Origin of the sequence: Paenibacillus sp. JNUCC-31 (assembly GCF_014844075.1) — a bacterium.
Classification (GTDB): Bacteria; Bacillota; Bacilli; order Paenibacillales; family Paenibacillaceae; genus Paenibacillus.
The window spans coordinates 5,047,647-5,069,012 of sequence record NZ_CP062165.1; the positions used below are offsets into that span (position 1 = coordinate 5,047,647).

A 21,366-nucleotide genomic window follows, 5' to 3' on the forward strand; every position below is an offset into this window, starting at 1 on the left:
CTTGAATGTAAGTGAGGAAGATCCCATGAAAAAGTGGATTAAAATTACAACGTGGATTGTTTCCCTTTTTGTGATTGTTGTGTTTGGTTATGCCATATATCTCTACCAATCCGTTAAATCAACTGCTGACCAAATTTATGAGCCTCGAAATCCTGTGAAGCCTGTCTCCGTCACGGAGAGTAGAGGTGGGCTTCCAGTGGATATCCATAGTAAAGAGCCTTTTAATGCACTCATACTTGGCGTGGATGAGCGTCCAAATGATGCGGGGCGCTCGGACACAATGATTGTGCTAAGTGTGAATCCAGAGAAAAAACAAGTGCTCATGTTTAATATTCCAAGGGACACACGAACCGAAATTGTCGGACACAATACAGAAGATAAGATCAATCACGCTTATGCCTTCGGAGGCGTGGATATGTCGGTCAATACCGTCGAGAAATTTTTGGGAGTTCCTATTCATTATTATATGAAAGTGGATATGGAGGGCTTTGCCAAAATCATTGACCTGGTCGGAGGCGTAGATGTAAATAATCCTTTTGCCTTTGATTATGAGGGACAGCGTTATGATCAGGGGAATATTCATCTGGATGGTGTTGCTGCGCTCGGCTTTTCAAGAATGCGCTATGATGACCCGAAAGGAGATTTGGGTCGTAATGATCGACAGCGTGAGGTTTTGAAGCAGGTACTTAAGAATACGATGCAATTTTCCAGTGTACTTCACATTCAAAATATGCTTGATGAACTGGGTACTCATGTCAGAACGGATGTTACTTTTGATGAAATGAAGGAACTTATTCTTGATTATCGCAGTGATCTGGAGAATGTCGATACAGTAGAGATTCAGGGTAAAGGCGAAAAAATCAATGGGATATATTATTATATTGTCGATCAGCAGGAAAGGGATCGCATTCACGGAATACTGGAAGATCATTTGAAGAAATAAAAGATAAGAAATAAAGAAAATCGTAAATGTTCCAAGAAAGAAAGTGGTGAAGACATTGCTTATGGAGGAGGACTTCGGGAAAAGAAGACATAAACATAAAAGCAGTCAACGAACGTATGTGTATATCCTTTCAATGCTGCTGGTTGTAATCTGGGTACTGGTAATCTGGTCTTTTTCGACACAGTCGTATCAGCAGCAGACCATCCAGCCTTTGCTGCATAAGTGGGCTCAAAAAGTGAACATCGGATCCGCATTACCAGATGTTCAATTCACCTATGGCGAGCATGAGTATTCGCTAAGACAAAGACCTTATGATTTTGCCGAATTTATATTTCGCAAGAGTGCCCATTTATTTATATATGCAGTGCTGGCAGGGTTGGTTTATGGTGGCTTGCGATACAGGAAGATGCGGTTGATGACATGTATCTTTGCAGGTTTGGCAGTGGTGGCCGTGATTGCGTCTGTGGATGAATATATTCAGCAGTTTAGCCCGAATCGGACCAGTTCGATTCGGGATGTCGGTGTAGATCTGCTTGGCGGATGCGGAGGAATTGCCATAGTAATGGGACTTCAGACGATTCGCAGGACAATCAGATCATCAAGGTATTCTCCAGGCAAAAGAAAGTGATTTCCCAGGAAATGCTGCTCGTCGATTCCAGCTTCTACTTGTTTGCTATCCATCATAAGTATGGGAGTAGGACAAGGGGGGGCTGGACTTGCTGCGAAGAAGGAACAGGAATGCGCTGCTCAAAAAAGTCGGATTTATAGCTCTTGTGTTACTGCTGTTGTGGCTTATAGGCAGAACGATTCCCTATTTGTTTCGTGCGGATGCACCAGACGAAGCTGCTGCAATTGTCGAAGAATTTTACAAATATGAGCAGACGGGAGATTTCGGCAGTTCGTGGGAACTTTTTCATCCCTTAATGAAGGAACGGTTTCCCAAAAGCGTCTATTTACAGTCCAGAGCACATATTTTCATGCAGCACTTTGGGGTGGAAACCTTTGAGTTTGAGATGGAAAAGCCCGAGCGGGAGTTTGACGTAACTGTAATGGATGGTGTGGAGCCATTCCCGGAGGCGTATCGTATTGGAATTACACAGCAATATACAGGAACCTTCGGGCAATTTAAAATTGTGCAGACCTGTTACGTTGTGCAGGATGGGGAGGATTGGACATTGCTTTGGTATTATCCGAAGAATGGAGACAACCAGCATGAAAGCAGTGACCAGACATGAAAAATGATAATAACCCATACAATGAACCGATTTGTATCATTTGGACGAAAAGGAGCTCTATGAATGCGAGACTTTTGTCGCATTTATAGAGCTTTTTTTGCATTTTATCTCTTTTTATGCCAGTAAATCCTTGACATTGGTCCTGGTGTGAAGTAAATTACGAGTTAGATACAAAATGTATCAAAATCCAGCGTCTAACGACAAATAACAGGGACTTCAATGCTCCTTGTGAGGGGAAGGAATATCATTGATCGAAATGGACCGCTTTTACTGTGTCAGTTGTGGGATGATTGTGTCGGTCGCTAGGGGTTCTGTCGAACTAAAGGAAGAGGACTGTGTAGGCAATCACGTATTTCGCACCGGATTCTATCGGAGTGAGATGCCGCTTGGATGCTGTGAAGCGTGTGTAGTTCAAACGAAACGCCAGGGGAAAACCCAGTTTGCGGGACAATATACTAAAGATTATGATACACTGTGTTCATATGAGAAACGGGCATAATGTTAATGTCCGTCGATGAAGGAGGAAATGGAATGCAGCAGGAGCCGGTCGTCCGTCTTCAGGGCGTCAGTAAAATCATCTCCTCCCGATCATTGGTCAGTGACCTGACTCTGGATATTTCTCCGGGGCAGGTTTTTGGTTTTTTAGGACCCAATGGGGCGGGGAAAACAACAACGATTCGAATGATGGTTGGACTCATGTCCATTACTAAAGGAGATATCATCATCTCGGGGCACAGTGTAAAGAATGAATTCGAGCAAGCGGTAGCCCAGGTAGGAGCCATTGTCGAGAATCCGGAAATGTACAAGTTTTTAAGCGGATATCAGAATCTCGTTCACTTTGCCCGTATGTCACCTGGCATTACAAAAGAAAGAATTGCCGAGACGATTGAACGTGTCGGGCTTACAGCTCGGATTCATGACAAGGTAAAGACCTATTCTTTGGGGATGCGCCAACGTCTGGGTGTTGCACAGGCCATATTACATAAACCAAAGTTATTGGTACTGGATGAGCCAACCAACGGGCTTGATCCACAGGGAATACGGGAACTCCGGGATTATTTGCGTCAGCTCTGCCAGGAGGAAGGAATTACTGTTTTTGTATCCAGTCACTTGTTGTCGGAGATGGAGCTCATGTGTGACACTGTTGCGATTATCCAGAATGGCAAGCTGATCGATGTGAGAAATCTGAAGGCTGAAGCGGGGGCGGATGTCCTTGCTGAAGTTGCTTTTGAGGTAAATGATGCGGAGCGTGCGGCTGAACTGATTAGCGAGGCTACAGTGCAGGGCAACGCCATTGTGATTCGTTTATCCCGGGAGCAGATTCCGGACATGAATGCCAGACTGGTCAGCGAAGGGTTCCAGGTATACGGTATTCGTAATGTGACCCGTACACTGGAAGATCAATTTTTGCAAGTGACTGGGGGCGGAAGCATTGGGTAGCTTTTGGAACTTGGTTCTGAATGAGAATATGAAAATTTACCGTAGATCGCTCACTTGGACATTTCTCTCCATTCTTGCGATTTTCTCGTTATTATTACCAGTTTTGTTTAGACAGGGTATGGGATCGACTGGGATTTCAATCTGGGAGTCAGCCTCAACAACAGTGGGTATTGTTTTTGTATTTCTTAATAGTATTTTCTGTGTTGTCATTACAACTGAAGTGGTAGCAGGAGAGTTCACTTGGGGAACAATTAAGCTGCTGCTCATCCGGCCGTGGTCACGAAGCAAAATTCTGGCTTCCAAATATGTGGCAGTGATTGGTTTCAGTCTCTTAAGTACACTGCTCATTATCATTCTGGCGACGGGAATGTCGTACATCCTGTTTTCACAATCATTGCCGTACGACCAGGGTGATAGTGTTAATACTGCTGGGCACGTTATTGCATCATGGGGATTTTCCTACGTTGATCTTTTTATTACTATCGCAATTGCCTTTATGCTCGCCATTGTGTTTCGATCAGGAGGATTGTCCATCGGGATATCTCTATTTATTATAATTACCAGGAATCCGTTGTCTTTGATTTTCAATCCGAACCGTTATGAATGGACGAAGTATGTCCTGTTTACTAATATGGATCTTGGAAAATACATGGACTCTGCAACAGGATCGGGACTAATTACCCAAGCTAATGGAGGCATGACACTTGGGTTTTCTATTGCTGTGCTAGCTGTATATTATGTCATTTTCATGTTGATCTCATGGGTTGTATTCAACAAAAGAGATGTGGCAGGCTAATCGCCTGCTTCTTTTTTTTGCCCAATTTCTCCTTCAGGATGGAAAATAGAGTATATTCAGCATCCGCTGTGGCATGACTAGCATTTAAGGGTACATATAATAATACATGAGCATGCGGCATGGAATGGAACACGCTGTCCAAGCTGTATTAAGTTGCAATACATACATATTATCGCCGCAGTCGTATTTGGCAGAGCAGCGTATGGAGGGATCACGTTTCTTGATAAACAACAAGTTTTACCGTATATGCACAGCGATCATTTTGCTGCTGCTCATCGTGTATCTGGGGGATAAAGTCAACTTTATTTTCAGTCCTCTGACCTCGCTGATTCACATCATCATGATTCCGCTGCTGATTGCCGGTTTCTTCTATTATCTGCTTCGCCCGCTCGTCGATTATATGGAAAGGCACAAAATGAAGCGAGCTTTGTCGGTAATTCTTATTTATGTGGTGATTGCGTTAATCATGGCAGGGTTCAGCGTACTGGTATGGCCTTCATTGCGGGAGCAGCTGTTGAATTTTGTGGAAAATGCCCCGGCACTGGTTACTTCGCTTAGCAATCAGTTAAGTGAATTCGAAAAGAGCGGTTTCCTTTCCAAATATTTGCCCAAGGGTTCCGATCTATTCTCACGGCTTTCCGAATTTCTGAGTCAAGGGATTACACAGGTGACGGATTATGTATCCGGGTTGTTCTCGGTGGTATCCAATCTGGTCATCATTCTGGCGACATTCCCGATTATGCTGTATTACATGCTTAAGGAAGGCAGCAAATTTGGAACCAATCTCACACTGTTGCTCCCGAGACGTTACCGTAAGGATGGAGAAGAGACGGTCCATGAAATCGATGAAGCACTAAGCAATTATATTGTTGGGCGGGTTATTGTTAATGTGGCATTGGGTATTTTGATGTACATTGGTTTTCTGTTTCTCGGGTTGCCCTATGCCCTTCTTCTAACAGTTGTATCCATCATTCTGAACTTCATTCCCTATGTGGGGGCATTGCTGGCAGCCATTCCCGTCGTCATTGTGGGGTTTATCGAGTCACCTTCGATGGCCATCTGGTCACTGGTCATCATTGTGATCGCCCAGCAAATTCAGGATAACCTGATCTCACCTTACGTCTATGGCAAACAGTTGGATATTCATCCGCTTACTACCGTCATCTTGCTGCTTGTAGGCGCGGATTTGGGAAATATTCTTGGAATGATCATCGTGATTCCGCTATATATGATCCTGAAAATTATAGTTCTCAAAATCCATTATCGGATTGTCGAAGATAAGACTGAACTTTGAATGGAATTTAAAATACAACTTTGTCATGTGTCTCCACTAATGTTTGTCCTTGAATAACATAGATAAGCTCATCAGGATAAGCCGCATATCAATGGTGAAGGGTCAGGTAAGCTTGCCCTCACGATTGATATGCGGCTTTATTCATATGCGTCAATCTCCCTCTTACTCACACCTCATTAATTTCATACGTATTGCTCATTCGTGTTATATCTGTTATACTTGATATATAACAGATGACAAAAAGAAGGTGAACTCTTGATTATTCAACTTGATATGCAATCCGAACTTCCCATCTATTCGCAATTGGTTTATCAAATTATCGAAGGCATTGCTAGTGGTGAGCTACAACTAGGTGAGGCGCTACCTTCGGTTCGGAATTTGGCAGCAGATATTGGTGTTAACCTTCATACGGTCAATAAGGCTTATACATTACTCAAGCAGGATGGATACATTCTAATCCATAGACAAAAGGGAGTCGTAGTAAACCCTGATGGAATGCCTGATTTAACGGATGAGTTTTTGAAAAAGCAGCAAAGAGAACTAAGACCGATGATTGCCGAAGCGATATGTCGAGGAATGACCAAAGAGGAGCTATCTGCAGTATTAGATCAAATCTATGTTGATGTAAAGATGGGTCACAACAAGGAATAAACGAATCAAAGGAGTGTGTTATGTATGCAGCTATTCAGTGTATTGCCTATCATATTAATCTTTGCTCCATTAGCCTTACTTCTATCCTTTGCGCCATATGTGACAAGGGAAACCATTAGCTTTGGGGTTACGGTAAGTGAATATAATTACTACACACCCATCTTACGTAAGCTACGGAGAACGTTTGCTACCGTAAGTCTGATCGGAAACGGGATGATTATAGTTGTCTGTCTGTATTTACTCCGATCTGCTAATGAAGAGTCTACCGCAATGATTACCGGTGTGTGCACAATGATGTTCATTGTGTACTGGGCAGCACTACATATATTATTCCATTTCAAGATGAAAAAGATAAAGGGAGCACTTCCAACTGTAGAAGCACCTCAAAGGGTTAACATTGATACCACCTTCCGCCAAAATAAACTCACCTATTCCAACTATTGGTTTCTAATTCACATGGCTATTATTGTAGCTATTGCAATCATTTCGATCCTGAATTATAAGTCACTACCTAACATCATTCCAATCAAATATGATCTTCAGGGCAATGTCACTTCCAGTATGCCTAAAACCTACCTTTCGGTACTGGCTATTAATCTTGTACAGCTAGGAATCATTGCACTTCTGATGTTGGTTAACTGGAGCATTAAAACAAGCAAACAACAGCTTACCACGGCCAATTCTGCCCAATTTGCTGCTAAAAATATTCAATTCCGCCGTAAATGGTCCCTATTTACATTAATAACAGGGTTGCTTATTACCATTTTATTTGCCTTCATTCAGATGAATATGTTCGTCCCTAATCTGGTCTTGTTAACAGCTATTAGCTTCATCATTCCTGCGGTGATCGTTTTAGGCGCTGTATGGCTGTCTCTCACAGGCAGACAAGGCGGTGGGGAAATTCGTAATCATCAAGAGGATCGCGAACGATCTAAGGAACAGCCCGTGAATGAAGATGATTATTGGAAGCTAGGCTTTATTTACTTCAATCCCAATGATCCTTCTCTTACCGTAGAAAAACGTTATGGCATAGGCTGGACGATTAACTTCGCTCGCCCATTATCTTGGGTCTTGTTCTTATTCATCATTGCTATTGTGGTTATAAGCATAATCCTGAGCCAATAAATGCTCATTCATCTATGCATTGAATATAAATCATTAGGAGGAATTATTACGATGAACAATTGGAAAAAGCTGTTACTTTCTCTTAGTTTCGTATGTCTCATCCTGCCAGTGACATCGATCTCAGCAGCTGCTGAAGAACCCGCTGGCAGTGAAAATCTAGTTCCTATTCGTGAGATTGCAGAACAGAATGGGGCAGAGGTATCTTGGCAACAAAAAACAGGACAAATCACGATACGAAAAAATGAACTTACTATTGTAGTTAAGGTAGGGGAGAAACAGGCGATGGTGAATGGGCAAGTTGTACCCATAAACAAACCTGTTCAGCTAACGAAAGGAGTTGCCTTTATGGATGCGGGATTTCTTACCGAGGCATTGAAGGCAGCACCTGAGGATATATTCATTTCACTTATAAGTGAAGGCAATGGCAAGGAAGCTGCGAAGTATGTTCATCCCTCTGTGAGTGGAGTGTTGTCACCCACGTTGTTGAGTCAGTTATGGGCAGCATTAGAAGGTCAAAATGGTAAAATTACTAATAAAGCCATAGCTAAACACGTAGAAAATAACACAGTGCATCGCAATGTCACCTACACTTTTAAGACAGAGCTTACTCGTTTAAATATTACGGTCAGAATGAATCATAACGGGTTAGTGGATGACTTGTATATTGCCGCTGCTACACCAGATGTGTATCAAAAACCGAGCTACGACAACCCATCTGCCTATACAGAACAAGACATTACGGTTGGTCAGGGTGATTTAGCTTTACCAGGGACATTAACCTTGCCGAAGGGAGAGGGACCTTTCCCAGTCGTAATTCTAGTACATGGATCTGGACCCAACAATCAAGATTCTGCCATTGGTGGTGCAAAGCCATTTCGCGATCTTGCGGTAGGCTTAGCTTCACAAGGAGTTGCGGTATTAAGATACGATAAGGTCACATATGAGCATACCTATAAGGTCGCTTCACAGCCTAAATTCACATTAAAACAAGAAAGTGTGGATCAGGTAACCGATGCAGTAGAACTACTTAAAAAGAATACACAGATTGATTCTACAGCGATTTATGTAGCTGGACATAGTCAAGGCGGGTTTGCATTACCGTTGATCATTGCTGAGGATAAACAACATGATATTGCAGGAAGTATTCTACTTGCTGCACCAAGTAGTAGCTTTGTGGATGTGCTTACCGAGCAGCAGGACGAATTGGTAGATCGGATGAAGCAGCTTGGTTTAGACACGGAGATCATTAAAGGACAAGCGGATTTTTATAAAAATGTTGCTGCCATAGTTAAAGATCCTAAATATTCTGTAGATCATCTTCCTGAGGCGTTTCCACTTCAACCTGCTTATTGGTGGTTTGAGCAGAGAGATTATGTGCCTGCGGAACTGGCTAAAACACAAAATACTCCTATGCTTATTATACAAGGCGAAAATGATGTGCAAGTGTCTATGAATCAATTCCAAAACTGGAAATCGGCTCTTCAAGATCATTCCAATGTAACGTACAATAGCTATCCAAAGGTAAATCATCTTTTATCTAGCTATGATGGACTTTCGATTGGTCAAGAGTACGCTGAGCCGTCTAATGTCTCCAAAGCCATTATCGATGATATTGCGAAGTGGGTATTAAAATCAAACTAAAAAACGGGACGGTAAGTCCTATTCTTGGTTGAGTGATAACATGGGAAGGGACACATTAAGCGGGAGATAATAAGAAGAGCACTTACCAATATAGGCAAGTGCTCTTCTTATTATATATGAAGTTGCTTTATTTAGCCCAATTAGGCGCATCTTTCTCGTCTTCATCGGTGTAATCGGACATGGTCAATGGTTCTTTAGGAACAACGGCCACTTTGTAGAAACGATTCTTGTCTTTTTCCAGCAAAACGAAGGTCAGATTCTCGAACTCATATTCTTCCTGTTCATTCATCTCTGGGCGATGACTATAGAGCCATCCACCAATGGTATCCCATTCATCAGCATCCAGGTGGGACATAAACATGTCATTTACCTTGGACAAGGATACCTTGCCGTCCATAATCACGTAGTTCTCATTGATGACCTGAATATCTTCCACTTCGTCTGCGTCAAACTCATCCCGAATTTCCCCGACAATCTGTTCAAGCACATCTTCGATCGTTACAATTCCGGAAGTTCCTCCATACTCATCGACCAGCACGGCAATATGCACGCCATCCTTCTGCATCTTCTTAAGCAGATCCTTGACCGGGGTCGTCTCGTGAACAGCGGATACCGGCTGAATCAGGGAAGACAGATCGACAGGTTCGTCGTTTCCGTATAACTCCAAGAAAAATTGTTTGGTATTGATGATACCGATAATATCGTCTTTGCTCTCATTTACAACCGGAAAACGGGTATATTGTTCCTGTCGGATAATATCCAGATTTTCCTCGTTTGATCTATTCACATAAAGGCAGACCATATCAGTCCGGGGTACCATGATTTCTTTGGCAAGCATCTCATCAAAAGCAAAAATCCGGCTTACATATCCGAACTCGGCCTGGTTGATCTTTCCACTCTCAAAGCTTTCATTGATAATAATCTGTAATTCTTCTTCCGAATGCGCATCTTCATGTTCTGATGCAGGTTTGATTCCGAACAACTTGACCAGTTGATTCGCTGAGCTGTTTAACAGCCAGATAAAAGGATACATAATTCGGTTAAACCAGATGATAGGTGTAGACGTCAGCAGAGCAACGGCTTCGGCTTTGCGGATTGCAATCGTTTTGGGGGCAAGTTCACCAACGACCACATGCAAATACGTGATGGCAACAAACGCAAGAACAAACGATAAGAATGAAGAAACAGCCTCAGGTATGTTCATGCTTTCAAACACAGGGTGGAGAATTTTCTCAACCGTTGGTTCACCCAGCCAGCCCAGTCCCAGAGATGTAATCGTGATACCCAACTGACAGGCAGACAAATATCCGTCCAGGTTGGCAACGGCTTGTTTGACAGCCAAGGCACGCTTGTTTCCTTCCGCAATCATTTGGTCGATCCGGCTCGGACGAATCCTCACCAGTGCGAATTCCACTGCAACAAAAAACGCCGAAAATCCTATCAAAATCGCAACCAATACTAAATTTAACGCATACCTCTCACTGTCCATTAACTAGTCTTCTCCTTTAAGTAATAAGTTTTTAACGAATATTATATCTAATTTTACGTAAGAAGACCACCTCCCGATGAAGAAAACAGGAAGAGTCTGGAAGCGGAGTTGCTCAAAAGTGCGTGATACTGCTAATTTGCTGACTTGAAATAATAATATGTAGAAGATAACACAGTCAGAATATACACCGACAGAGCATGGAATGACCTGCTGATCAACAAGGGTAACCGATGTTCGGATGTAAAACTTTATCTAAGCAAACGTTACGAAAGGGGCTAACATTGGGTATCTATGATTAGTTAAAGGCTTTATCGTCAAAGCTGATGTAGTGAGAGAGAACGGCAAGATTGAACCTTGCCATGAGGGGGAAGCCGAATGTTTTGGCTGGTCATTATACTGCTCATATTTATTTTTCAGGCGGCCACCATTCTCTTGCTGGAATTTCGTAATCCAGCGAAAGCTGTGGCTTGGCTGTTTATTTTAATTTGTGTGCCTTTGATCGGTTTCGTTGTGTATTATTTTGTGGCGCAGGATTACAGCAAACGTAAGAAAGTCCGTAAAGGCGGGTCGCGAATCTTTCGGGAAATACGGGAAACGATCTGGGAACAGGCCCATATTATCGAGAATGCCAGTCAGATGCCGGGCAGCCGATACATACATCAGCATCGTTTGTTTAACCTGCTGTCACACCTGTCCGAGAGTCCGATTACGGGCTGCAACAAGAGTAAAGTATTAACAAATGGTGAAGAGGCATTTGCAGCCATGCTGAAGGCAATGGAACAGGCAGAGCATCATCTCCATGTTGAATTTTATATTTTCCGTGATGACGTTATCAGTACAAAGTTTCAGGAAGTCATGATCCGTAAAGCAAGAGAAGGCGTCAACGTGCGGTTCATATGCGACGGACTGGGCAGCCATAAAATGAGCGGGAGCTTTATCCGCAAATTACAGGATGCTGGCGTAGAGTTCCATTACTTTCTTCCACCGCTTATTGCAACGATTGATCGGAGGGTTAACTACCGAAACCATCGTAAAATTGTTGTGGTGGACGGAAAGATTGGATTTGTGGGTGGAATGAATGTTGGAGATGATTACCTCGGGAAATATCCCGATGTTGGATTTTGGCGGGATACCCATGTGCAGATTGAAGGGGATGCCGTATATTTTCTGCAAAATACGTTCCTGAATGACTGGAAACTGGCCTCCGGCGAGCAGATTACGGAACCTCAGTTAACCGAGCTGTTCCCGCCCCATATTTGCAGCGGAAAAGAAAGAATTCAGGTTCTGGCCAGCGGGCCGGACCAGGAGTGGGATGCTATTCAGGAAATGTGCTTTGGTGCGATTTCTGTCGCGTGCGAACGCATATACATTACAACACCCTATTTTATACCAGACCCTGCTCTGTATGAAGCGATCAAGACAGCTGCCGTCAGCGGGGTCGATATAAAGATTATCATCCCGTATCAATCGGATTCCCGGCTTGTCCATCTGGCTTCGTTATCTTATGTCGAAGAGTTATTGCGAGCCGGAGTGAAATTTTATCAATACCGTAAAGGTTTCGTACATGCCAAGGTTTTGATTGTGGATGATTTGCTTGCGACGGTAGGTACAGCCAATATGGATATGCGCAGTTTTTTCTGTAATTTTGAGTTGACCGCAGTGTTGTTTGAGGCATCATCCATGGAACGACTCACAGAAGACTTTGAACGCGATTTGGATGATTGCAGTCAGATTAATGTAAAGGTGTTCCAGCAGCGTTCTCGGTGGCAAAAAGGGGCCGAAATGCTTTCTCGCATGCTTTCTCCGCTGCTTTAGCCGTTTTAGGGCCGATTTCTCAAGATAAATTCACTTTTTGTGAATTTATCTTCTTTTTGCTAACTATTTTGCTCAAATTTGATCTTTTATGATATAATAGTTATATAAATTATGTCTTGGCGAAGGAGGGGAGTCTGCGGGAAAACAGGCTCCCTTTTGCTCTCTTTTGAAAGTGTCAACCGGAATTAAGACATACTTGAATACATTTCATATAGCCTTTAGGTGCTTTTAATACAGGGTGCGTATTGAATCGGAACGATATTGTTCTTCTATATGCTGAAGTCCCTCTAGGTACTTAAATGATTTATGAAATGGATTCACATATTGATCAAAATGGGGGGGATACGATGTCCGATGTAACGGTTAAAGAACTAACATCCAAGCCGGACCGTAATGTAAAGAGCTCGGTGTTTACACTAAAGCTGCTGCAACGTATTGTGATGATTCTGGTCGGTGCTGCACTGATGGCTGTGTCACTCGAAGTATTTCTCGTGCCGAATGGCGTTATTGATGGTGGAATAACAGGGATCTCGATTATGGTGTCGGAGCTTACGCATCTGCCACTGGGTGTATTCCTGACTTTGCTCAACTTGCCTTTCCTGATTCTGGGCTACAAGCAAATTGGTAAAACGTTTGCGTTATCTACACTGCTTGGGATCGTCGTAATGTCCATTGGAACAACATTGCTACACAAGGTTCCTGCATTGACGCCAGGTGAACCGCTGCTCGGAGCCGTATTCGGCGGACTGATCCTGGGTGTGGGTGTGGGTCTCGTTATCCGGTCTGGTGGATCACTGGACGGTACGGAGATTGTAGCCATCCTTCTAAGTGAAAAATCACCATTGTCTGTAGGACAGATCGTACTGTTTATTAACGTATTTATATTCGCAGGTGCAGGTTTTGTATTTGGCTGGCCGAATGCGCTGTATTCCATGATTGCTTATTATATCGCGATGAAGATGATTGATATTGTGAACGAAGGACTCGATCAGTCCAAATCGGTATGGATCATTAGTGAGAAGTACCGTGATATCGGTTCTGCCCTGACAGACCGTCTGGGTCGTGGTGTCACTTTCCTTGATGGAGAGGGCGGATTCAGCGGAGACGAGAAGAAAATCATCTTTGTAGTGATTACCCGTCTTGAAGAAGCGAAGCTGAAGTCCATCGTTGAAGATTGGGACCCGCAAGCCTTTGTGGCGATCGGTAACATTCATGATGTGAAGGGTGGACGTTTCAAGAAAAAAGGCATTCATTAGCGAGTCTCATCGAACGTAAACAAACAAAAAATATAGCCGGCCCCTTGGTTTGAGGGGATCGGCTATTTTTGTTTTAAATGCTGGATAATCAGCTCAACAGGCTGGGGCTCGACTGCTGCGATCAAATCTCCCGTCTGCGTCAGGCGTTCCACGATATTCATGAGGTGATAATCCTTGATCGAAACGTTGTTACGAACTTCATCCCAGGTGAGCGGGGTGGAGACAGTGCCGCCAGATTTGGCGCGGGGCGTATAGGGAGCTGCAAGTGTCTTGCCTCCGTAGTGCTGAAGGTAATCAAAATAAATACGGTCCCCCCGATCTTTTTTGAGTCGCTCCAGTGTAAATAGATCCGGATGTTTCTGAGTGACGTATTTACCTACAAAATGACCAATATCCCTCAATTCATCAAAGGTTACCCCTTTACGAATGGGAACAATAATTTGCACACCTGTGGCACCAGAGGTTTTCGGTACCGATCTCAAACCAAGAGAAGTTAGTGTTTCCCCCACGATCAGAGCTGCCTGCATGATGCGGGGTTCCTCCTCCTGGGAAGGGTCCAGATCAATCATCCACTCACAGGGCAGATGGCTGCCTACCGCATGCAGGGAAGGGTGAAACTCAAGGGCAGCGAGATTACCGAGCCATAACAGGTCTGGGAGCTCGTTCATCACCACGTATCGTATTCCCTCATGCATTTCAGTCCGTACAAAATCAGGAACAGGCTCAGGGGCATTTTTCTGATAAAAAAATTCACCGCCTGCACCATGTGGATAACGTATCGTGGTGAGAAGCCGATTTCGGGTGTAGGTAAGTAGATAAGGTGCCAGTGCAGCCAACTTTTGCAAATAGATGGCCTTGGTTACACCTGCTTCGGGCCATAGCAGTTTGTCTGGATTGGTCACGGTGAGTTCCATTCCATGAATCGTTATCGTGCCCTTTACCTTATGGGCCATGCAGAACACCTCCTGTGGTGAACAACGCTCGTATCAGATGGCTAAATTGCATTTCTTTTCTCGGGCAAATCGACATGGAAACTATTGTCCAAAAATAAGCTGACTTACCTGACACTCCTCAGGGGTTACGGAAGCAAAAGTCTGTATACTGGGGTGACGTAATGTCCGATGGTGTGTCAGTTCCATAAATTGCACTTTGACACCGATTCGTGGTTCTATCCATGTTGTCTCTGCGCTTCGTTCCGGCTCGTTATGAAACGGTCTGTCCTTGCGAATGAGCGGTTTCACTTTTTCGGTTAGCTCACGCCAAGTGTCCGAGTTCAGCTTACCTGTGCCAACATGACCAATATAGACAAAGTTGGGCCCATCATATACACCGACTGCAATTGCATTCACGATCCCGCTGCGGTAGGTAACGCCTCCGATCATGGCATACAGATCGTGCATAATCTTAACCTTCTGCCAGCGTGAGTCTTTGCCGTTGATTCCATAGGTACTGGAAAGGTCTTTGCATACAATCCCCTCCATCTGGTGTTGCCTCATGACAGTGAGCAGAGCGTCGGCATCTGACGTATTGGTCACCTCCTGAACGTGGGGAGCAGGATTCAGTACTTGATGAAGCAAACGCTGGCGATTGGCGAGAGACTGATCTGTGACCCAGACTCCATCGCAAAACAGAATATCAAACACCATATAAGTCACCGGAATCTGGTTTACAGCCTGGGCGATGCCATCCGGTCTGGTCATGCGATCCCGCCGGAGGACGTGGTAAAAGGACGGCTTCCCTGTATCCGGGTCAAGAGCAATAACCTCCCCGTCCAAAATATAAGAATGGACTGAGCACAGATTACGTGGCAGAACCAGTTCGGGATACTGTGCTGTTCGATTGTGCAGCCTGCGGTTGATAAGCTGAATACCATGCCCATCTTCGTAAGCAAGCATGCGGACCCCATCCCATTTGATCTGGGCAATCCAGTTTTCTCCGGCAGGGATAACCTCCCGGGATACGGGTTCAAACGGAACCACGGGATTGAACATGTATTGTACTCCTCTCTAGTGTTAAATCTGCCCGGAGATGATCCTTCAGGTGGAATTGTGCAAGCTAACTCTTTCGCAAGTGGGCCTTCAATTTATGTATTGTCATGAGCAGCAAGGGGATTCCGATACCACATGTCAGATCCCAATCTATCCAATAGGATATAACCTCCTTGAGATAGAAATTTTCATTGGGAGCGATAAGAATGGACAGGGCCAGAATCAACAGGGCACCAGGCAAAATGAGTGGACGATAACTGGATAACCGGAAAAGATACGTGGTTCCGAGTATAAAGCTGTAAAAGAACAGAACACTCTTGAAAAAGACGGCAATAATCCAGACGGACGCCATAAAGGCTTCGATTCGCTGCAAAAAGTTGCCGATATTGATCTTCAGCGACAGATTAAATGCTGCGAACCAGTGGTGCTCTGTCATGAATGGTCCCATGACCAGAAGACAGATGGTGAGAGTCAGAGTAAGCATCAGTCCGCCTATAATGGTGACCAGGAGGATATCTCTTTCCCAATGAGGTTCTTTTTTGACGTAAGGAAAAAGCATAAGAAAGATACATAATTGACAATACGGATAGGTAAGCACAGCGACAAAGCCTTTGAAGGGATTAAGGAGTCCTTCTGCAAGGACTGGCTTGATATTATTCACATGTGAATGCGGGAACAGACAGACCGTCAATATAAGCAGAAACAGCACGATTACGGGGAGGAACACCTCGGCACTCCTGCCTATGGGTTCCAGACCGGAGAAGAGTCCCCAGACAAGACTGCAAAGAAAGAGCAGATTCACAATCATGAGCGGTGATTCAGGCAGGATCTGGGTCGTCATGAAATCACCGATTTCTCTTATAAACGCAGAGGTACTTATCAGGAAATAGAATAAATAAAAACAGCTGAAGAAAGCACCGATCCAGGGCCCCAGCGTTTGCAAAACATGTTGAATCAGATTCATCCGTGGCTGCAGCTTGTATGTAATAAGCATAATGGAGATTACCCCGGTTCCTCCAGCAACACCCAATAAAGCGGACAACCATGCATCCTGATGTGCATATGAGGTGATCATCGAGGGGAAGACGATAATCTGCTCACCGATGGTGCATAAGAACATCAGTGAAGCCAGTTGTCGGACCGTTAAACGCCCCTTTTCAATCATATGGGTTCTCCTTTGCATGTCTATCTGGGTATTTGGTTAGGATGCACCAATTTCTCCAGTTTTATAAATAAGCATGCAAAAGCCCAGACGACTTTTTGCTCCAATGGTACATGGAGAGGACAGGATCTGGGCCAGATTAGGTATGTGGAGGACTTGATTCGCTTCATAAGCTTCGGGGGGACTTGGAATTCACCTTAAAGGGTCGTTGTAGTAAGGAGAATACGGATATTTTGCGGATCTACAGTAAACCAGCTGTCACCTTGTTGTTCTAGAGTTGCACCTGATTGGCGCAGTTGCTCTACAGCCTGCTCTAATTGCTCATGTCCCGAGTAGATGATGGTAAAGTAGTCAATCCCTGTAGCATTGTCCGGATTCACAGGTGCGCCGTTACCAGCCCAGATGTTCAGCCCGATGTGATGGTGATAACCGCCTGCAGAAACAAACAGGGCAGACATGTTGGCGAAGTTGCCCACGATATCGAAACCAAGCGCACCTGTATAGAAACGACGTGACTCTTCCAGACTGCGTACATGGAAATGAACATGGCCGATGACCGTTCCGGCAGGCAGGCCCTGCCATGGCTCGTTCGCGGCTAGAGCAAACAGACTTTCCACATCTACGGGATCACTCGACATAATGTAGTTATTATCTGGATCGCGCTTCCAGGTGTCCCGTGCACGGTCCGCATAGATTTCAATTCCGTTCTGGTCCGGATCGGAAATATAGAACGCCTCACTGACCAGATGATCTCCTTGGCCAATTTCGATACCGGATTCAGCGAGATTACGGAGGGCAAGGCCCAATGACTTGCGGTCAGGCAGCAGGATGGCAAAGTGATACAGGCCAGAAGTGGAGCGAACAGGCATCGTCACTGCATCCGTTAACTGCTCAAGCCGCAGGAGAGAATGCACTCCATCGGCTGTCATTGTAGCGACTTTTTCGCTGCGTTCAAGCACCTTCAGTCCGACAATCGTAGTATAAAATTGAATGGATCGCTCCAGATTGCTGATTCGCAGGCTTACTTCACCCAGATGGGTTGTAGCAGGAATTTGATAAGTAGAAGTCATAATGGTTTCCTCCTGAAAAGAGTTTATTGGTATGGGCTGGTTCTCTCATAGGTCATGAAATAGAGCTATTATGCGGAATAGATTCATATCAAAGTAAAGGGAACTGTATATTTATAAATGAGTTACTTTTCATAAGTTAATATAAAATATAAACCAACTTTCGTCAATCGAATTTTCCATGCAAAACAAAATCCGGCATCATGGCCGGATCTGATCTCCAATGTTGGATATGGAGAAAAAGCGAATCTCTTTATGGCTCGGCAGCTTCGATAACTTACACTTTGGGCTTGGGAGCAGCTCTCCTTTTTTTGACAGGAGCAGGAGCTTCAGTGTCACCCACAGCGGTTGCCTGTTCGGCCGTTTTTTTCGGAGCACGTTTCTTGGGTTTGGCAGTGGTAGTTCCAGGATCGGCAGGAATGGGCTTCACTGCTTCGATACTTGCTTGCAGCGCAGCCATTAGATCCATAACATTGGCTTCCGGTTTGGCCGGTGCAATTTTGATCTCTTCACCTGCCACTTTGTGATTGATCAGATCCAGCAGTTTGGCACGGTAGTCGTCTGTATATTTACCAGGTTCGAAAGGGGTCGATAACTGGTCAATCAACAGTTTTGCCATCGTCAATTCCTTTTCGTTCACGTTCAGAACCTCAGGCAAGTTGGGAACCTGAGAGACGGGACGAATCTCGTCGGGATAGAAAATGGTTTCCATGGAGATGCAGCCTTCCAGTACACGGATCGCAGCCAGACTGCTCTTGGAACGAATGGATATTTTGGCGATGCCGATCTTGCCGGTATCTCGCATGGCTGTCATTAATAATTGGTAGGCGTTACCTCCCGCTTGATCGGGGGAGAGATAGTATGTTTTTTGAAAATAGATCGGATCAATCTCGGTTAAATCCACAAAATCCAGAATGGTAATGGTTTTACTGCTGGAATCATTTAAAGCCTCGAGCTCATCTTTCTCAAACAAGACGAATTTGCCTTTTTCATACTCATATCCTTTGGTGATTTCTTCCCATTGAACCTCAACCTCGCAGGAAGGACATTTGCGTACATAAGCGAGTGGGCTGCCGCAGACTTTGTGAATATAACGCATGGAGATATCTTTGTCTTCGGTAGCAGAGAACATTTTGACAGGCACATGAACCAGACCAAAGCTGATAGCACCTTTCCAGACCGTATGCATGAGGGCGGCTCCTTTCCGTGAACCTTTTTTTCAATAGTATAGGCATCTGACGAACGGGATAACCGTATTTCCAAGGAACTGTATGGTTCAGACAGACTGGGGGATGATAACAGAAACATCCCTGGGTCTGCATGTGAAATGCTAACCATTAAGAGGGATGATGCTGCAACTAGTATGTACCACGTCAGGAGGTGAACCTTTGAAGAACAAACGAGATGAAGCCGAAGCTCATGCCCACACGTTCTCCCCATATCCCCGTGCCGACTCGGAAGAGTCTGAGGATTTTCATACGCCGGCAACAGCGGTCAACTGGGAGGCCATCACCTCAGAAGAGCAGCCGCTTGACCGGGAGTCGTTCATGTTGGACATTGACCGCATGGTGAATGAGGGACTGGGCGGGGGGCAAGTTACGGAAGATAACGGTTATATTGGTGATAGTACAACAGATAGTATGGTTCGTGAATCTCATGATGATCCGGAAGGGGAGTATGAATAAAGATGATGGATGTGAAACGCGCAAAAGCCATTTTTGATTCCAAGGATACGATTGCAGTTACGCTGGAAGGAGATCCCGTCTGGATTGAAAATGTGGATGAAGCGAACGGTATGGCAACGGTGCAGGTGGGTAGCAGACCGGGGAATACCCAGACAGTACGTGTAGACCGTTTGGAAGAATAAGAGCAACATAAGAGGCTTAAAGATGTTCAAGCATAGCCGGTGCCGCAGGGTGCCGGTTATTTGTCGTTCCTGTGACGCGAGATCAGCTTCCAATCTGCTTCCGATCCTTCCATGTTGCGGGGGAAGAAAGGGACCGATATAATAAAGTTCAAAGTGAACTCAGGCGGCTTGACCGCCAAAGGTGGGGCGTATATTGAATCAGACGCATGAGCAGTGGGTGTATTACTCCCATGGCATTGCAGATACAGAAGTACTTGCGTCCGCACTTGCTGAACAGGCAACCGCCGGCATGGTGATTGCATTGGACGGTGATCTGGGTGCGGGCAAAACGGCATTTTCACAGAAGTTTGCCTGGCATTTGGGTGTACGTGATGTGGTCAACAGTCCCACGTTTACCCTGATCAAGGAATACGAAGGGCGTCTGCCCTTGTATCACATGGATGTCTATCGCATTTCACTGGAAGAAGCAGACGAGCTTGGGCTGGATGAGTATTTCTATGGAGCCGGAGTCAGCCTGGTGGAGTGGTCGAGTATCATTCCCGAATTGCTCCCGCAAGAACATTTGCATGTGCAGATGGAGACGACAGGCCCGGAGGATCGAACGATTACACTGGATGGGTATGGCGAGACTTACGCTGCTATATGCCGACAGTTCAGACAGAATGGAGTCATAAGATGATGGAAGATTTACAAAAAAAGCCGCGTCAGCGGTTTTTGGCGTTGGATACCTCGACTGCGGTGATGGCAGCCGCGGTAATGGAAGATCACGCTCTTCTGGAGGAACGCAATGAACGGGCAGAACGCAATCACTCGGTGCACGTTGTGCCTGTAATGGAGCAGCTGCTGGAAGCCAGCAGCACGCAGCCGGGACAGCTGGACGGCATTGCTGTCGGCATTGGCCCGGGATCGTACACGGGCATCCGCATTGCGGTGACCGCGGCGAAGACGCTGGCCTGGGCGTGGGACATCCCCGTTGCCGGGGTGTCCAGCCTTCAGGCTCTGGCCTGGGGCGGCTGGCACAGCGGCCTTGCCGCCAAGGCCGAAGCTGCGGCAGAGGATGCCGCAGCCGGGGCTGGCGGAACGCCATCCGCGGACCAGGGCGGCACGGGTGCCGCCCCTGTCCACTGGATCGTTCCGCTTGTGGATGCGCGGCGCGGTCAGGCCTATACCGCGCTGTTTGCCTCCGCCGGGAGCGCTGCGCCCCGGCGGCTGGCCCCAGATGCCATCCGTCTGGTGGACGGATGGCTGGAAGCCCTCGCCGTCCGCATGGCGGAGGCGGCGCCGGAAGAGCGGCCCGCTGCCGTCTGGATTGTCGGCGAGACGGGCCCGCATGCGGCGGCAGCGGCTGAGCTTCGCTGCCCCGCAGGAACGGCGCTCCAGCTCGTACCCTATGAGCTGGAGGGCCGCTGGGTTGGGCGCCTCGGCGCCGAGGCGCTGCTTGCAGGTCAGCGGGATGACGTGCATGCGCTTGTGCCCAACTACACCCAGCTGGCTGAAGCGGAAGCCAATCTGCTGCGCAAAGGCTAACAGAGGTTGTTCAAAAAGTCCGCTTTTGATTACGAAGGATGCCTAGTGGCATCATCAGCATCGAATATGG

The 21,366-nt window shown here is 45.7% G+C and carries 21 protein-coding genes; 15 read left to right on the forward strand and 6 right to left on the reverse strand.

Annotated elements, in window-relative coordinates; translation table 11 throughout:
* Positions 1 to 25 precede the first annotated feature (25 nt).
* The 9 genes from JNUCC31_RS21830 to JNUCC31_RS21870 all read left to right on the forward strand — a co-directional run bounded on the left by JNUCC31_RS21830 (position 26) and on the right by JNUCC31_RS21870 (position 9,125).
* Positions 26 to 943 carry an LCP family glycopolymer transferase gene (locus JNUCC31_RS21830; protein WP_192264703.1) on the forward strand — a complete coding sequence of 306 codons (918 nt, stop codon included), beginning with the start codon at positions 26 to 28 and terminating at the stop codon, positions 941 to 943.
* 46 nt (positions 944 to 989) lie between these two features.
* On the forward strand, positions 990 to 1,571 hold the full coding sequence (locus tag JNUCC31_RS21835) for a VanZ family protein (protein WP_192264705.1): 582 nt from the start codon (positions 990 to 992) through the stop codon (positions 1,569 to 1,571).
* Between the two features lie 88 nt (positions 1,572 to 1,659).
* Entirely contained in the window at positions 1,660 to 2,178 is a 519-nt protein-coding gene (locus JNUCC31_RS21840) for a hypothetical protein (RefSeq protein ID WP_192264707.1), read from the forward strand.
* A 531-nt stretch (positions 2,179 to 2,709) separates the two neighbouring features.
* Positions 2,710 to 3,618: an ABC transporter ATP-binding protein gene (locus JNUCC31_RS21845; protein ID WP_192264710.1), complete on the forward strand. Its 909-nt coding sequence runs from the start codon at positions 2,710 to 2,712 to the stop codon at positions 3,616 to 3,618.
* Between the two features lie 10 nt (positions 3,619 to 3,628).
* Complete coding sequence (locus tag JNUCC31_RS21850; RefSeq protein ID WP_228469767.1) at positions 3,629 to 4,414, forward strand: ABC transporter permease; 786 nt, start codon at positions 3,629 to 3,631, stop codon at positions 4,412 to 4,414.
* A gap of 220 nt (positions 4,415 to 4,634) precedes the next feature.
* On the forward strand, positions 4,635 to 5,708 hold the full coding sequence (locus JNUCC31_RS21855) for an AI-2E family transporter (protein WP_228469174.1): 1,074 nt from the start codon (positions 4,635 to 4,637) through the stop codon (positions 5,706 to 5,708).
* A gap of 255 nt (positions 5,709 to 5,963) precedes the next feature.
* Positions 5,964 to 6,359, forward strand: a complete 396-nt coding sequence (locus JNUCC31_RS21860; protein ID WP_192264714.1) for a GntR family transcriptional regulator — start codon at positions 5,964 to 5,966, stop codon at positions 6,357 to 6,359.
* A 342-nt stretch (positions 6,360 to 6,701) separates the two neighbouring features.
* On the forward strand, positions 6,702 to 7,484 hold the full coding sequence (locus JNUCC31_RS21865; protein ID WP_228469175.1) for a DUF1648 domain-containing protein: 783 nt from the start codon (positions 6,702 to 6,704) through the stop codon (positions 7,482 to 7,484).
* 51 nt (positions 7,485 to 7,535) lie between these two features.
* A complete protein-coding gene (locus JNUCC31_RS21870; protein WP_192264716.1) occupies positions 7,536 to 9,125 on the forward strand; it encodes an alpha/beta hydrolase family protein in 1,590 nt (529 codons plus the stop codon).
* A gap of 127 nt (positions 9,126 to 9,252) precedes the next feature.
* Here the strand turns inward: JNUCC31_RS21870 and JNUCC31_RS21875 are convergent, their stop codons facing one another.
* Complete coding sequence (locus tag JNUCC31_RS21875) at positions 9,253 to 10,614, reverse strand: hemolysin family protein (protein WP_192264717.1); 1,362 nt, start codon at positions 10,612 to 10,614, stop codon at positions 9,253 to 9,255.
* Between the two features lie 375 nt (positions 10,615 to 10,989).
* Between JNUCC31_RS21875 and cls the strand changes: the two genes are divergently transcribed.
* Together cls and JNUCC31_RS21885 are read left to right on the forward strand one after the other, a co-directional pair.
* The gene (gene cls, locus JNUCC31_RS21880) at positions 10,990 to 12,429 is read left to right on the forward strand and encodes a cardiolipin synthase (RefSeq protein WP_192264718.1); all 1,440 of its coding nucleotides are present in this window, start codon (positions 10,990 to 10,992) and stop codon (positions 12,427 to 12,429) included.
* 347 nt (positions 12,430 to 12,776) lie between these two features.
* On the forward strand, positions 12,777 to 13,685 hold the full coding sequence (locus JNUCC31_RS21885) for a YitT family protein (protein ID WP_192264719.1): 909 nt from the start codon (positions 12,777 to 12,779) through the stop codon (positions 13,683 to 13,685).
* 62 nt (positions 13,686 to 13,747) lie between these two features.
* Here JNUCC31_RS21885 and ligD read toward each other — a convergent pair whose 3' ends face one another.
* From ligD to ku, 5 genes are all read right to left on the reverse strand, one after another.
* Complete coding sequence (ligD, locus tag JNUCC31_RS21890; RefSeq protein WP_192264721.1) at positions 13,748 to 14,638, reverse strand: non-homologous end-joining DNA ligase; 891 nt, start codon at positions 14,636 to 14,638, stop codon at positions 13,748 to 13,750.
* Between the two features lie 81 nt (positions 14,639 to 14,719).
* Positions 14,720 to 15,676: an ATP-dependent DNA ligase gene (locus JNUCC31_RS21895; protein WP_192264723.1), complete on the reverse strand. Its 957-nt coding sequence runs from the start codon at positions 15,674 to 15,676 to the stop codon at positions 14,720 to 14,722.
* A gap of 64 nt (positions 15,677 to 15,740) precedes the next feature.
* Positions 15,741 to 16,838: a GerAB/ArcD/ProY family transporter gene (locus tag JNUCC31_RS21900; RefSeq protein ID WP_192264725.1), complete on the reverse strand. Its 1,098-nt coding sequence runs from the start codon at positions 16,836 to 16,838 to the stop codon at positions 15,741 to 15,743.
* A 194-nt stretch (positions 16,839 to 17,032) separates the two neighbouring features.
* Positions 17,033 to 17,905, reverse strand: coding sequence for a VOC family protein (locus tag JNUCC31_RS21905; RefSeq protein WP_192264727.1), 873 nt, complete (start codon positions 17,903 to 17,905; stop codon positions 17,033 to 17,035).
* A gap of 274 nt (positions 17,906 to 18,179) precedes the next feature.
* Positions 18,180 to 19,091, reverse strand: coding sequence for a non-homologous end joining protein Ku (gene ku, locus JNUCC31_RS21910; protein ID WP_192264729.1), 912 nt, complete (start codon positions 19,089 to 19,091; stop codon positions 18,180 to 18,182).
* A gap of 199 nt (positions 19,092 to 19,290) precedes the next feature.
* Here ku and JNUCC31_RS21915 point away from each other — a divergent pair, with 199 nt between their 5' ends.
* From JNUCC31_RS21915 to tsaB, 4 genes are all read left to right on the forward strand, one after another.
* The gene (locus JNUCC31_RS21915) at positions 19,291 to 19,587 is read left to right on the forward strand and encodes a hypothetical protein (RefSeq protein ID WP_192273549.1); all 297 of its coding nucleotides are present in this window, start codon (positions 19,291 to 19,293) and stop codon (positions 19,585 to 19,587) included.
* 5 nt (positions 19,588 to 19,592) lie between these two features.
* Entirely contained in the window at positions 19,593 to 19,769 is a 177-nt protein-coding gene (locus JNUCC31_RS21920) for an H-type small acid-soluble spore protein (RefSeq protein ID WP_192273232.1), read from the forward strand.
* Between the two features lie 193 nt (positions 19,770 to 19,962).
* Positions 19,963 to 20,448, forward strand: coding sequence for a tRNA (adenosine(37)-N6)-threonylcarbamoyltransferase complex ATPase subunit type 1 TsaE (gene tsaE / locus JNUCC31_RS21925; protein WP_192264733.1), 486 nt, complete (start codon positions 19,963 to 19,965; stop codon positions 20,446 to 20,448).
* Complete coding sequence (gene tsaB, locus JNUCC31_RS21930) at positions 20,448 to 21,296, forward strand: tRNA (adenosine(37)-N6)-threonylcarbamoyltransferase complex dimerization subunit type 1 TsaB (RefSeq protein WP_192273234.1); 849 nt, start codon at positions 20,448 to 20,450, stop codon at positions 21,294 to 21,296. Before tsaE ends, tsaB begins: the two co-directional genes overlap by 1 nt.
* The last annotated feature ends 70 nt before the right edge of the window (positions 21,297 to 21,366 follow it).

Excerpts from the sequence above, each read along its gene's own strand:
- JNUCC31_RS21865 (WP_228469175.1), top strand. The coding sequence starts at position 6,702 with ATGAAAAAGATAAAGGGAGCACTTCCAACTGTAGAAGCACCTCAAAGG.
- JNUCC31_RS21920 (WP_192273232.1), top strand. The coding sequence starts at position 19,593 with ATGGATGTGAAACGCGCAAAAGCCATTTTTGATTCCAAGGATACGATT.
- JNUCC31_RS21870 (WP_192264716.1), top strand. The coding sequence starts at position 7,536 with ATGAACAATTGGAAAAAGCTGTTACTTTCTCTTAGTTTCGTATGTCTC.
- JNUCC31_RS21830 (WP_192264703.1), top strand. The coding sequence starts at position 26 with ATGAAAAAGTGGATTAAAATTACAACGTGGATTGTTTCCCTTTTTGTG.
- ligD (WP_192264721.1), bottom strand. The coding sequence starts at position 14,638 with ATGGCCCATAAGGTAAAGGGCACGATAACGATTCATGGAATGGAACTC.
- JNUCC31_RS21885 (WP_192264719.1), top strand. The coding sequence starts at position 12,777 with ATGTCCGATGTAACGGTTAAAGAACTAACATCCAAGCCGGACCGTAAT.
- JNUCC31_RS21875 (WP_192264717.1), bottom strand. The coding sequence starts at position 10,614 with ATGGACAGTGAGAGGTATGCGTTAAATTTAGTATTGGTTGCGATTTTG.
- cls (WP_192264718.1), top strand. The coding sequence starts at position 10,990 with ATGTTTTGGCTGGTCATTATACTGCTCATATTTATTTTTCAGGCGGCC.
- JNUCC31_RS21895 (WP_192264723.1), bottom strand. The coding sequence starts at position 15,676 with ATGTTCAATCCCGTGGTTCCGTTTGAACCCGTATCCCGGGAGGTTATC.
- JNUCC31_RS21905 (WP_192264727.1), bottom strand. The coding sequence starts at position 17,905 with ATGACTTCTACTTATCAAATTCCTGCTACAACCCATCTGGGTGAAGTA.
- JNUCC31_RS21900 (WP_192264725.1), bottom strand. The coding sequence starts at position 16,838 with ATGATTGAAAAGGGGCGTTTAACGGTCCGACAACTGGCTTCACTGATG.
- ku (WP_192264729.1), bottom strand. The coding sequence starts at position 19,091 with ATGCATACGGTCTGGAAAGGTGCTATCAGCTTTGGTCTGGTTCATGTG.
- tsaB (WP_192273234.1), top strand. The coding sequence starts at position 20,448 with ATGGAAGATTTACAAAAAAAGCCGCGTCAGCGGTTTTTGGCGTTGGAT.
- JNUCC31_RS21845 (WP_192264710.1), top strand. The coding sequence starts at position 2,710 with ATGCAGCAGGAGCCGGTCGTCCGTCTTCAGGGCGTCAGTAAAATCATC.